Consider the following 11,730-nt stretch of genomic DNA (forward strand, 5'->3'; position numbering starts at 1 on the left):
CGGCAAGAAGGTCGAGGGGCTGGAAACGTTCGAGGGGCAGCTGGGCATCTTCGACGGCATCTCGCGCGACGGACAGCTCCAGCTGCTGGAAAGCACCCTCGACGAACTGCCAAAGGTGGAAACCACGTTCGAGACGATGGTGTCCGCTTGGGCGAAGGGCAACCCCGACGGCGTGGCCGCGGAAATGAACGAATCGCTCAAGGATTCGCCCGAGGTCGCCAAGACGCTGCTGACCGACCGCAACAAGCGCTGGGCGGCGTGGATCGCGGAGCGGATGAAGCAGCCGGGCACCGTCTTCATCGCGGTCGGCGCGGGGCATCTGGCGGGCGACCAGAGCGTGCAGGCGCAGCTGGGCGCGTACAAGCTGAATGCGGTGCGTGTGAACTACTGACGCGGCGCCCGGCCGACCTTGCGTTTCCGGCGCGTTGCCGCTAAGCGCGCCGGCTTCCCGCCATGGTCATCCCTGGAGGCGTGTCGGGAAACGTACTCACAAGTTTCGGAGCATATCGCATGAGCGACACCATCACGCTCGCAGCCGAGGCGCGTGACCGGGTTGGCAAGGGAGCCTCCCGTGCACTGCGTCGTGACGGCCGCGTCCCCGCCGTGATCTACGGCCAGAAGAAAGAGCCGACCGCGATCCATCTCGAGGAGAAGGCGCTGGTCAAGGCACTGATGACCGGCCACTTCATGAACTCGGTCATCATGGTCGACGGTCAGCGCACGCTGGCCAAGGACGTGGCGTTCCACCCGGTCACCGACCGTCCGACGCACGTCGACTTCCTGCGCATCGGCGAGCACGAAACCGTGACGATCGCAGTGCCGGTCGTGTTCACCGACGAAGAAGACGCTCCGGGCATCAAGAAGGGCAACGGCGTGCTCAACATCGTCCAGCATGACGTCGAGCTGGTCGTCGACGCCGCCGACATCCCCAGCGAGATCAGCGTCTCGCTCAAGGGGCTGGAGATCGGCGACACGATCCACATCTCCGACCTGCAGCTGCCCAAGGGCGCGAAGCCGGCCGCCGAGGGCGACGTTGCGGTCGCCACGCTGGTAGCGCCGACCGTCCCGACCGCGGCGGACGAGCAGCTCGACGCCGAGGTGGCCGAGGCGCAGTCGGCCGAGGCCGAAGCGGCTGCCGCCGAGGGCGAAGGCGAGGACAAGGGCGAGTAATCGCCGGTCCGCCGATCGCGTGCGGACCCTTGTTCGGGGCAGGGCAGCGGCGACGCTCCCCTGCCCTTTCCTTTGGTGAGAAGGATCAGCGATGCAATTGTGGGTGGGGCTCGGCAATCCGGGCGCGCAATATGCGATGCACCGCCACAATGTCGGCTTCATGGCTGTCGATGCGATCGCCGAGGTCCACGGCTTTGCCGCGCCGGCCAAGAAGTTTCAGGGCTGGTTGCAGGAAGGCCGGATCGGCACGACCAAGGTGCTGTTGCTCAAGCCCGCGACCTTCATGAACGACAGCGGCCGTTCGGTCGGCGAGGCGTTGCGCTTCTACAAGCTCGGCACCGACGCGCTGACCGTCTTCCACGACGAACTCGACCTCGCGCCGATGAAGGTCAAGGTGAAGCAGGGTGGCGGCACGGCGGGGCATAACGGGCTGCGCTCGATCGACCAGCATCTGGGACCGGATTTCCGCCGCGTGCGAATCGGCATCGGACACCCGGGGCACAAGGATCGCGTCACCGGGCATGTGCTCGGCAATTACGCCAAGAGCGAGATCGACGCGCTGAGCGACGTGCTCGGCGCGCTGGCCGCCGAAGCCGAATGGCTGGCGCAGGGCGACGACGTGCGGTTCATGAACGACGTGGCGCTGCGGTTGGGGTGAGCGGGCGCTCCCTGTCGTCATTGCGAGCGTAGCGAAGCAATCTGGTGACGGACCAGGACGCCCTGAATTGCTTCGCTACGCTCGCAATGACGAGTGGACGGACCTAAGGACCACCGCCATGCCGACCCGCCAGCTCTTCCTGACCCTGTTCTACGAGGCCGACGTCGCCGATGCCGCACTGCTCGCCGACCTGGACGCCTCGTGCCGCGCGCTCGCCGAGGAGGATGTCGCGGGGAAGCGATGGTCGAAGGCGCATGGGTATCGCGGATACACCAGTTACGCCTCGCTCAACGACCTGCCGTTGCGCGACCCGGTGTTCGCGGATCTCAAGAAGCTGCTCGACCGCCACGTCGCCGCCTTCGCGAAGGAGGCCGGCTTCGATCTGGGCGGGCGCAAGCTCAAGCTCGATAGCCTGTGGGTCAACGTCATGAAGCCCGGTGGCACGCACTCCGGCCACCTGCATCCGCACAGCGTCGTGTCCGGCACCTTCTATGTCGCGGTGCCCGAAGGGTCGGGCGCGCTGAAGCTCGAGGACCCGCGGCTGCCGATGCTGATGGCCGCGCCGCCGCGCGACGGCACGTTCGTCTATGCCGAGCCGCGCGACGGTGCGCTGTTCCTGTGGGAAAGCTGGCTGCGGCACGAGGTGATGACCAGCACCGCCAAGGCCGAGCGGATCAGCGTCAGCTTCAATTACCGCTGGTAGCGTCGGGGTAATCCGCGCCCAGCGCTTCGTCGCGGAGCCCTTCGATCTCGGCGACGCGGGCGCGCAGTCGCTCGGTGACAGCGTCATGGCCCCATTTGCCGAGCACCAGATGCCGCGGTGGCGTGTCGCGGATGACCGCGGCGATCATCGCCTCGCCCGCGCGCACCGGGTCGCCGGGCTGGTTGCCGGAATAGCCCTTGGTGGTCGCCATCCGCGCCGCGGCGGTATCGGCATAGTCGGCAATATGGCTTTCGGTCTGGCGCAGCGAGCGGCCGGCCCAATCGGTGCGGAACGGCCCCGGCTCGACGCAGGTGACCGAGATGCCGAGCGGCGCGACCTCGGCGGCGAGCGCGTCGGAAAAACCCTCCACCGCGTGCTTGGACGCGGCATAATAGCCGGATGAAGGAAAGCCCACGAGCCCGGCGACCGAGGTGATGTTGACGATCGCGCCCTGTCGGCGTTCGCGCATCCCCGGAAGCACCGCGCGAGTCATCGCGAACAGGCCGAAGACGTTGGCGTCGAATTGCGCACGGATCTCCTCCTCCTCGCCCTCCTCGATGCTCGACTGGTAGCCGTAGCCGGCATTGTTCACGAGGACGTCGATACGCCCGAACCGCGCCTCGGCATCCGCGACCGCCGCGGCGATCGCGGTTGCGTCGGTAACGTCAAGCGCCAGGGCGAGCAGCCGATCGTCCTGCCCCGCCGAAAGGTCCGCAACCCGTGCCGCATCGCGCGCGGTGGCCACCACACGCCACCCTTTCGCGAGCACCAGCCTCGCCAGTTCACGACCGAAACCGGTCGAGCAACCGGTGATGAACCAGACCGGATCGGCAGGAAGCGTCATACGGAAAATCCATGATTGGCAGGAATGCTGCCCCAACGCGGTGCGGTCCGGCTGCGTTCCCACTGGCAATTGTCGGCCAAAAGGTCCATGTGGGAGCCTTCATGGACTTCCCGAATCTCCCCCCCGCGCTCGCCAGCGCGCTCGCCACGCGTGGTTACACCGCGCTTACTCCCGTTCAGGCCGAGGTGACCGCCGAGGTCGCACATGGCCGCGACCTGCTCGTCTCCGCGCAGACCGGCTCCGGCAAGACCGTCGCCTTCGGCCTCGCGATGGCCGAGCAATTGCTGGGCGAGGACGGCAATTTGCCGGTCGCGGGCCCGCCGCTCGCGCTGGTGATCGCGCCGACGCGTGAACTCGCGTTGCAGGTCGCCAAGGAACTGATGTGGCTCTACGCGGGGGCGCGGATCGCCACCTGCGTCGGCGGCATGGACGCCAGCCGCGAGCGTCGCACCCTAAACCAGGGCGCGCATATCGTCGTCGGCACGCCGGGCCGCCTGCGTGATCATGCCGAGCGCGGTGCGCTGAACCTGTCGCAGATCCGCGCCGCCGTGCTCGACGAAGCCGACGAGATGCTCGACATGGGCTTTCGCGACGACCTTCAGGCGCTGCTCGACCAGACTCCGACCGAGCGCCGCACCCTGCTGTTCTCCGCCACGCTGCCGCGCCCGATCGTGGCGCTGGCCAAGGCGTATCAGCGCGATGCGTTGCGCATCTCGACCGTCAGCGAGCAGCGCGGACACGGCGACATCACCTATCGCGCGGTGACGGTCTCGCCGTCCGAGATCGAGCACGCGGTCATCAACCTGCTGCGCTTCTACGAGGCGGAAACCGCGATCCTGTTCTGCGCGACGCGCGACAATGTCCGGCATCTCCACGCCGGACTGGTCGAGCGCGGGTTTGCGGCGGTGGCGCTGTCGGGCGAGCATTCGCAGAACGAGCGTAATCACGCGCTGCAAGCCCTTCGTGACCGCCGCGCACGCGTGTGCGTCGCGACCGACGTCGCGGCGCGCGGGATCGACCTGCCGACGCTCAGCCTGGTCATCCACGTCGAGATGCCGCGCGACGCCGAGGTGTTGCAGCACCGTTCGGGCCGCACCGGGCGCGCGGGGAAAAAGGGCACCGCGGTGCTGATCGTTCCCTATCCGCGCCGCCGCCGCGTCGAGATGATGCTGCGCGGCGCGCGGATCGCCGCCGAATGGGGCGAGGTGCCGAGCGCCGAGGCGATCCGCGCCAAGGATCGCGAACGGTTGCTCGAGCGGCTGCTGGCGCCGGTCGAGGTCGACGACGACGACAAGGCGCTCGCCGCCGAGTTGCTGGCGCAGCGCACCCCCGAGGAGATCGCCGCAGCGCTGGTCGCCGCGCAGCGCGCCGCGCTGCCCGCGCCCGAGGAACTCGCGGATCGCGGCGAGATGAGCGCGAATCAGCAGAAGGGCCATCGCGATGGCTTCGACGATGTCGTGTGGTTCCACATGAACGTCGGTCGTCGCCAGAACGCCGATCCGCGCTGGGTGCTGCCGCTGTTGTGCCGCCGCGGGCATGTCACCAAGGCCGAGATCGGCGCGATCCGCATCGGCGCGACCGAGACGCAGTTCCAGGTGCCCCGCGCGCTGGCGGCGCGCTTCGCGGCGGCGGTCAAGGCGTCGGCGAATGCGGACGGCGAGGACGAGAGCGGCGTGCGGATCGAGCCGATGCCGAGCGGCGCAGTGCCGATCCGCAACGCCGGCGGCCCGCCGCAGCGGCGGCATGGCGGTGGTGGCGGCGCGCCCCGCGGCGGGTCGCGCCCGCGGCGGTAATTTCGTCCGGCACCGTCATTGCGCGCCCGGGGAAGCAATAGCGGGTAGTACTGGCAGTTAACTGAAACGGCGACCGTAGCTGCCCGCTACGATCGCCGTTTTGCTTTACAACGTCCGGCCTGCCCCGCCGTCCCACGACCGGGCGGGGCAAGGCCGTGTCGTCGGGCTTACAGCCCGACCACGCCGCCGTCGTTCTTGGTGATGACGATCGTCGCCGACCGCGGGCGACCGGTGCCGGTGCCCGTCGCCTGGCTCTGCGGCCAGTTCGACGTGATGTTGCTGGGGTTGCCGTCTTCGCCCGGATGCTGGATGTTGACGAAGATCGAGCGCCCGTCGGCGGTGGACGTGATGCCGGTGATCTCGCACTCCTTCGGTCCGACCAGGAAGCGCTTCAGCTTCGCCCCCGGTGCGGCGCCGATCCGCGTCGTCACCGTGCTGGTGGCGCCGTTCAGATTGTTGTTGACGACGCGCGTACCACCATCACCGACGCGCCCCGGCATACCGATCAGCAGCATGCAATTGGTGACGTCGGTATAGGCGCCGTCGTCGGTCTCCATGAACAGCAGCGGCGACGCCTGTCCGCCGGCGTTCGTCGGCAACCCAAACCACAGACCGTCCGGCGACGAGAAGTCGTTGGTCGCATCGAGCGAGGACAGGTTGATGTTGGTCGGGTCGAGATCGGACCCTGCACCGAACGCATAGATGTCCCACGTGAACGCCGTCGCCTCGGTCGTGTCGCCGGTTTCGCGCAAGCGGACGACATGTCCATTGACGTTGCCGGTGCCCGCCGAGCGGCCGTCGATCTTGGGATCGACATAGGAGCGCGGGTTGGAGGCATCGACGCGCGCGGGGGTGCGCGACGAGTTGTTGGTCAGCGTGCAATACATCTCGCCGTTGACGGGATTGACCGCGGTCCATTCGGGCCGGTCCATCGGCGTCGCGCCCAGCACGTCGGCCGCAAGCCGCGCGTTGACCAAGACGTCCGCCTGATCCGCGAAGGCGTACGTGGCGTTGCTGCTGGTCAGGCCGTTCTGGCCGAACACCAGCGGCAGCCACTGGCCACTGCCGTCGGCGTTGAATTTGGCGACGTACAGCGTGCCCTGATCGAGATATTTGTCGCCGATCGCCAGGCGATTGGTCGCGGTGGCGTCTGCCGCCGACCATGCGGTGTTCGAGACGAATTTGTAGATATATTCGTTCTGCGCATCGTCGCCCATGTAGAAGGCGGGGCGGACACCGGCGACGGTACGGCCGGGCATGCAACCTTCGTGATTCATCCGGCCCAGCGCGGTGCGCTTGCGCGGGGTCGCGGTCGGATCATAGGGATCGATCTCGACCACCCAGCCATATTGGAACGGTTCGTTGCGGAAATCCGCCGAGCCATCCGCCGCCGCGTCGGCCCGCGCGGTCGCGTTCCACTTGGAGAAGATGGTGCTGCCGCTGGTGGCGGGGGTGACGGTCGTCCAGTTGTAATTGCCCGCGCGCCCTTCGGTGATGCCATAACGCGTCAGCGACACGTTCTGCTTCGCCAGTCCCGCGGCCGTGCGCACCGCCGCGTCGCCCGCGTCACGACGGAAATAGCCGGCCCAGTTTTCCTCGCACGTCAGATAAGTGTTCCACGGCATCGCACCGTTGGCGCAATTGTTGATCGTGCCGCGACCCGTGGTGCCGTCCGCCGAATAGGCCGTACGCAGCAGCGTCGAGCCGCGCGCCGGACCATAGAAGGCGGTCGGCGTGTTCGGGGTGATACGGCGGTTCAGCGCGCTCGACGCGACATAGCTCCATGCGCCGGTGTTGCCCGCGCGGGTCACCTCGATCACCGACACGCCGTGTGCCTCGATCTCCTTGATCGCCTCCGCTTCGGGGCGCGCACCGTTGACCGTCGTCGGGCCGTTCGGATGCAGGTAGGCACGCGTGATGTTCTCGTGATTCAGTACCAGCACCCCGCGCGTGCTGTTCGTCGCGTCGGGCGTGCTGCCGCTGCTGGCAAGGCCGAAGTAGCTCATGCCGTCGTGATGGTCGCCCGCGCGCTGCGCGAAATTGCTGTCGGTGCCGTCATTGGCATAGGCCGCGACGCCGCTGGCGAGCGGATCGCCCAGGCGATACAGCACCGTCACGGTGTAGTTCGACGGCACGGTGACGATGTCGTTCTTGTTCTTGGCGACCGCCGTGAAGTCGAGCGTGGCGGGATTGATGACGACCGTGGAGCGTTCGGTGCTGGAGCCGTTGCCGTTGGTGGCGGTGAACGCCAGCACGACGCTGGTCGTCGAGGTGACGTTCGGCGCGACGAAGCTGACCGAGCTGCCGCTGGTGGTCAGCGCCACGGTAGGACCGCTCACTTGCGACCAGCTGGAGCTGGTGGCGTTGCTGCTGGCGGTCGACGTCAGCGTCACAACTCGTCCGCCCTGCGTCTGAACCGTCGCGCCGTCCGACACGGTGATGACGTCGCTGTCGTTATCGTCCGAGCCGCAGCCGCTGAGCAGCGACGCACCGAAGGCGGCGGTGGTCATCGCGCTCATCCCGCCCATCATCTGGCGGCGCGAGTAACGCTGCTCGACCAGCTCGCCCAGCGTCGGGGTCGTCGACGGGTTGGTGTCGATGTCCCCGTCGGTATATTCGATGAGATTGTCGTGGCTTAAGCTGGTCATAACCGTTTCCCCGGGATTAAGTTTCCTGACCGCCTATCGCGGCCAGAAAAGGCACAGGCGTGAAGGTTAAGCGACGTAGCGACGACAGTTTGGCGTCATCTCCGTGACATACCGAACCTGCTTGACCTCGCGTCGCGATCCGCTATAGCCCGCCGCGTCGCCGGTCCGTTCGCGGACATGGCACACCGTCCGAGACAGCGGGTGGCCCCTCGGGCCTTAATTCCCCGCCGAGACGGGGACAGGATCGACGCTCTCCGCGCTGGCACGATCATCGTGCGGCCGGTCGCCGGTCATTTTCCCCATCGCTGGACTATGCCGCTGTTCGCGCATCCGCGTGATCGGCGGTCCGTACCCGGAAGGGCGCGTGTTTCGGCACGTCCTTTCCCAATGTGGAGAATGGCATGGATCGTAGTCAGAAGACCGCGGCCGTCGCCGAGCTCAACCGTACCTTCTCCGAGGTTGCCGTGGTGGTCGTCACCCGCAACCTGGGGATGACGGTGGCGCAGTCGACCGACTTGCGCAACCGGATGCGGGACGCCGGCGCGACCTACAAGGTCTCGAAGAACAAGCTTGCCAGAATCGCCCTCGACGGCACCGATTACGGCTCGATCAGCGACATGCTGACCGGTCCGGTCGGCCTGGCGACCTCGACCGATCCGGTCGCGGCCGCAAAGGTTGCCGCCGAATTCGCCAAGACGACCGACAAGTTCGAGATCGTCGGCGGTGCGATGGGCGCGACCCCGCTCGACGTGGCGGGCGTGCAGGCACTGGCCACGCTGCCGTCGCTGGACGAGCTGCGTGCGAAGATCGTCGGCCTCATCGTGGCACCTGCCACGAAGCTGGCGACCATCACCCAGGCCCCGGCCGCGCAGATCGCGCGCGTGCTGGCAGCTTATTCGGAGAAGGAGGCGGCCTGATTTCAGGCCGCATCCGGTTGATGTTTGGAATTGGGGCCCTGTCCCCGTTTAATTAGGAAGTACAATCATGGCAGACCTGAACGCGCTCGTTGAGAGCCTGAGCGAACTGACCGTCCTGGAAGCAGCCGAGCTGTCGAAGCTGCTCGAAGAGAAGTGGGGCGTTTCGGCCGCTGCGGCGGTTGCGGCGCCGGCTGCTGGCGGCGGCGCTGCTGCTCCGGCCGCTGAAGAGAAGACCGAGTTCGACGTGATCCTGACCGGCGACGGTGGCAAGAAGATCAACGTCATCAAGGAAGTCCGCGCGATCACCGGCCTGGGCCTGACCGAAGCCAAGGCGCTCGTCGAAGGCGCGCCGAAGCCCGTCAAGGAAGGCGTGAGCAAGGACGAGGCCGAGAAGGTCAAGAAGCAGCTGGAAGAAGCCGGCGCGACCGTCGAGCTGAAGTAAGCCAAACTGCGGGAGGACGGCTAGCCGCCCTTCCTCGCACGCGGCCGGCCGACGAGCGGCCCAAGCCCGCTCGTTCGACGATATCGGATGTATTCCGATGACGCGGCCGACAGCAGAAGAAGGGCGACACCCCATAAGGGTGCCGCCCTTTTTCGTGCCTGCGCGATCAGACCAGCTGCGCGACCTGCACGCTCGGCCGACGGCGGCGCAGCGCGGCGCCGACCACGCCGAAGCCGAGGATCATCATCGCCCAGGTTGCGGGTTCCGGCACGGCACCATTGACCTCGATCCGGATCTTGCGCCGCAACGCTTCCTCAAAATTGTTGAAATTGGCGTTGATCGAGAACGATCCCGCCCCCGCCTGCACCGCCGCACATCGTGCGCTCGCACCGATGCCGAGGCAGTTGATCTGGTCGAGCCCGCGCGCCAGCGCCGCCTGCTGCGCCGCCGCCAGCCGGCCACCATTGTCCTCGCCATCGGTTGACACGTCGATCACCTGCCGGTCCGATTGGATCGCGTTTCCGAAGATCTGATCGCTCAACGTATCGATCGCTGCGCCGATATTCGTGCTGCCGCCGCGCTGCGTCATCCCATTCAGCGCGGCGATCAGCGAACCGATGTTCGCGTTCGTGATTTCCTGCATCGTGAAAACGTTGACCACGTTGGAGCTGAACTTGACCACCCCGATCGCCACCGATCCGTCCAGCGGCAACAGACTGGCATCAGACAGCGCCGCGACATAGCCCTGCTTCTGCAGCGTAAAATTCGCGCTGCTGATGCTGCCCGACTCGTCGATCGCCAGCCCAAGCTCGACCCTCGCCGCCTGCGCAGGCGACGCCATCATCATGCCCAACGCGGCGATACCGACACCAATGTGTACCTTCGACATGTTTCACCCTCCCGTCTGGTCTGCACAGGACGTGCATCATCGCTCCTCGCCGCAGCATTGCGGTGGACAAGCAAATACAGGAGCACGGCCCCCAAAAAGGAGCGCACCACCCGTTAACGCAAACTGTGGACTCGCGCGGCCGGCGACCTTTACGGCTTTGCACGCAACAGCTTTATACCACTGGCCGAACACCCGTCCAAACCACGTTAATTACAATTTAACCTGTTTTCCCGGCATCTGGCGGCTGTGCCCGGCAGCGTTGCTTGACTGACGCGATCAGCATAAGGGCTTTGCGGTGCGGTTGACGCCCCTGCTCGCCGGTCCTATATCGCTTTCACTCTCCACCGTCCCGGGACATGGCGTGCCGTCGCGCAGCGTGCCGTACGAATAGGGACATTGGAACACAGGACGCTGATTGGCTGCCGTCTCCCGCCAGTGGGATTAGACGTGCGGCCTTTCCTCGTTTCTGGCGCTCGTGAATAACGGCTGACGAGGCACAAGCTTTTATGGCGACCAATCCGATCGACGCGGGCACCGCGCGGACCGACATGGCGGGGACGCGCAAGCGTCGCATCCGCAAGGTATTCGGCAACATCCACGAAGTGGTGCAGATGCCGAACCTGATCGAGGTCCAGCGCGAGAGCTACGAGCAGTTCCTGCGTTCCGACCCGTCGATCGGCTATGTCTCCGGGCTGGAAAAGACGCTGCGCAGCGTGTTCCCGATCCGCGACTTCGCCGGCACCGCCGAGCTGGACTTCGTCAATTACGAGCTGGAGCCGCCGAAGTTCGACGTCGAGGAATGCCGTCAGCGCGGCATCACCTATGCGGCGCCGATGCGCGTCACGTTGCGCCTGATCGTGTTCGAGGTGGACCCGGATACGGAAACCCGCTCGGTGCTCGATATCAAGGAGCAGGACGTGTACATGGGCGACATGCCGCTCATGACCGAGAACGGCACCTTCTTCATCAACGGCACCGAGCGCGTCATCGTCAGCCAGATGCACCGTTCGCCGGGCGTGCTGTTCGACCATGACCGCGGCAAGACCCATGCCTCGGGCAAATATCTCTTCGCCGCGCGCGTGATCCCGTATCGCGGCTCGTGGCTGGACTTCGAGTTCGACGCCAAGGACATCGTCAACGTCCGTATCGACCGCAAGCGCAAGCTGCCGGTCACCGCGCTGCTGTACGCGCTCGGGATGAACGGCGAGGAGATCCTCAACCACTTCTACAACCGCGTCACGTTCGTGCGCGGCGAAGGCGGCTGGCAGATCCCGTTCGCGGCGGAGAACTGGCGCGGCGTGAAGCCGACGTTCGACATCGTCGATGCCAAGTCGGGCGAGGTGATCTTCGCCGCCGGCACCAAGATCACGCCGCGCGCCGCCAACAAGGCGGGCAAGGACGGCCTGACCGACCTGCTGATCCCGACCGAGGAAATCTACGGCCGCTATAGCGCCTATGACCTCATCAACGAAGCCACGGGCGAGATCTACGTCGAGGCCGGTGACGAGATCGGGCCGGAGAATCTCGAAAAGCTCGACAAGGCGGGGATCGACCGGATCGAGTTGCTCGACATCGACCATGTCGCGACGGGTCCGTGGATCCGCAACACGCTGAAGGCCGACAAGGCCGAGGAGCGCGAGCAGGCGCTGTCGGACATCTACCGCGT

At 66.4% G+C, this 11,730-nt stretch carries 10 protein-coding genes and 1 pseudogene; 8 read left to right on the forward strand and 3 right to left on the reverse strand.

Annotated elements, in window-relative coordinates:
- The 4 genes from AADI75_RS15200 to AADI75_RS15215 all read left to right on the forward strand — a co-directional run.
- A partial coding sequence (locus AADI75_RS15200) for a TraB/GumN family protein (protein WP_341209845.1) occupies positions 1-391 on the forward strand: 391 nt, incomplete at its 5' end.
- Positions 392-510: 119 nt separating this feature from the next.
- Entirely contained in the window at positions 511-1,170 is a 660-nt protein-coding gene (locus tag AADI75_RS15205) for a 50S ribosomal protein L25/general stress protein Ctc (RefSeq protein WP_341209846.1), read from the forward strand.
- A 91-nt stretch (positions 1,171-1,261) separates the two neighbouring features.
- On the forward strand, positions 1,262-1,828 hold the full coding sequence (gene pth, locus AADI75_RS15210; protein WP_341209847.1) for an aminoacyl-tRNA hydrolase: 567 nt from the start codon (positions 1,262-1,264) through the stop codon (positions 1,826-1,828).
- A 118-nt stretch (positions 1,829-1,946) separates the two neighbouring features.
- Complete coding sequence (locus tag AADI75_RS15215; protein ID WP_341209848.1) at positions 1,947-2,531, forward strand: TIGR02466 family protein; 585 nt, start codon at positions 1,947-1,949, stop codon at positions 2,529-2,531.
- Here AADI75_RS15215 and AADI75_RS15220 read toward each other — a convergent pair.
- Positions 2,515-3,375, reverse strand: a complete 861-nt coding sequence (locus AADI75_RS15220) for an oxidoreductase (protein ID WP_341209849.1) — start codon at positions 3,373-3,375, stop codon at positions 2,515-2,517. The genes AADI75_RS15215 and AADI75_RS15220 overlap by 17 nt on opposite strands.
- A gap of 101 nt (positions 3,376-3,476) precedes the next feature.
- Here AADI75_RS15220 and AADI75_RS15225 point away from each other — a divergent pair, with 101 nt between their 5' ends.
- Positions 3,477-5,168 (forward strand): DEAD/DEAH box helicase, encoded by a 1,692-nt coding sequence (locus tag AADI75_RS15225; protein ID WP_341209850.1) that lies wholly within the window; start codon positions 3,477-3,479, stop codon positions 5,166-5,168.
- A gap of 167 nt (positions 5,169-5,335) precedes the next feature.
- On the opposite strand, the gene AADI75_RS15230 is transcribed toward AADI75_RS15225, so the two are convergent.
- Positions 5,336-7,816, reverse strand: coding sequence for a PhoX family phosphatase (locus AADI75_RS15230; protein WP_341209851.1), 2,481 nt, complete (start codon positions 7,814-7,816; stop codon positions 5,336-5,338).
- Between the two features lie 401 nt (positions 7,817-8,217).
- Here AADI75_RS15230 and rplJ point away from each other — a divergent pair, with 401 nt between their 5' ends.
- On the forward strand, positions 8,218-8,733 hold the full coding sequence (rplJ, locus tag AADI75_RS15235; protein WP_028965446.1) for a 50S ribosomal protein L10: 516 nt from the start codon (positions 8,218-8,220) through the stop codon (positions 8,731-8,733).
- Between the two features lie 67 nt (positions 8,734-8,800).
- Positions 8,801-9,175, forward strand: a complete 375-nt coding sequence (gene rplL, locus AADI75_RS15240; RefSeq protein ID WP_184034227.1) for a 50S ribosomal protein L7/L12 — start codon at positions 8,801-8,803, stop codon at positions 9,173-9,175.
- A gap of 166 nt (positions 9,176-9,341) precedes the next feature.
- On the opposite strand, the gene AADI75_RS15245 is transcribed toward rplL, so the two are convergent.
- Complete coding sequence (locus AADI75_RS15245; protein WP_341209852.1) at positions 9,342-10,064, reverse strand: DUF1194 domain-containing protein; 723 nt, start codon at positions 10,062-10,064, stop codon at positions 9,342-9,344.
- A 506-nt stretch (positions 10,065-10,570) separates the two neighbouring features.
- Between AADI75_RS15245 and AADI75_RS15250 the strand changes: the two are divergent.
- A pseudogene (locus AADI75_RS15250) lies at positions 10,571-11,730 on the forward strand (DNA-directed RNA polymerase subunit beta); the annotation flags it as partial.

This window comes from uncultured Sphingomonas sp. (assembly GCF_964021865.1).
In the GTDB taxonomy this organism is placed as follows: Bacteria; Pseudomonadota; Alphaproteobacteria; order Sphingomonadales; family Sphingomonadaceae; genus Sphingomonas.

What these genes read in the sequence shown, in the direction of transcription:
- AADI75_RS15205 (WP_341209846.1), top strand. Translation starts at nt 511, where the DNA reads ATGAGCGACACCATCACGCTCGCAGCCGAGGCGCGTGACCGGGTTGGC.
- pth (WP_341209847.1), top strand. Translation starts at nt 1,262, where the DNA reads ATGCAATTGTGGGTGGGGCTCGGCAATCCGGGCGCGCAATATGCGATG.
- AADI75_RS15215 (WP_341209848.1), top strand. Translation starts at nt 1,947, where the DNA reads ATGCCGACCCGCCAGCTCTTCCTGACCCTGTTCTACGAGGCCGACGTC.
- AADI75_RS15220 (WP_341209849.1), bottom strand. Translation starts at nt 3,375, where the DNA reads ATGACGCTTCCTGCCGATCCGGTCTGGTTCATCACCGGTTGCTCGACC.
- AADI75_RS15225 (WP_341209850.1), top strand. Translation starts at nt 3,477, where the DNA reads ATGGACTTCCCGAATCTCCCCCCCGCGCTCGCCAGCGCGCTCGCCACG.
- AADI75_RS15230 (WP_341209851.1), bottom strand. Translation starts at nt 7,816, where the DNA reads ATGACCAGCTTAAGCCACGACAATCTCATCGAATATACCGACGGGGAC.
- rplJ (WP_028965446.1), top strand. Translation starts at nt 8,218, where the DNA reads ATGGATCGTAGTCAGAAGACCGCGGCCGTCGCCGAGCTCAACCGTACC.
- rplL (WP_184034227.1), top strand. Translation starts at nt 8,801, where the DNA reads ATGGCAGACCTGAACGCGCTCGTTGAGAGCCTGAGCGAACTGACCGTC.
- AADI75_RS15245 (WP_341209852.1), bottom strand. Translation starts at nt 10,064, where the DNA reads ATGTCGAAGGTACACATTGGTGTCGGTATCGCCGCGTTGGGCATGATG.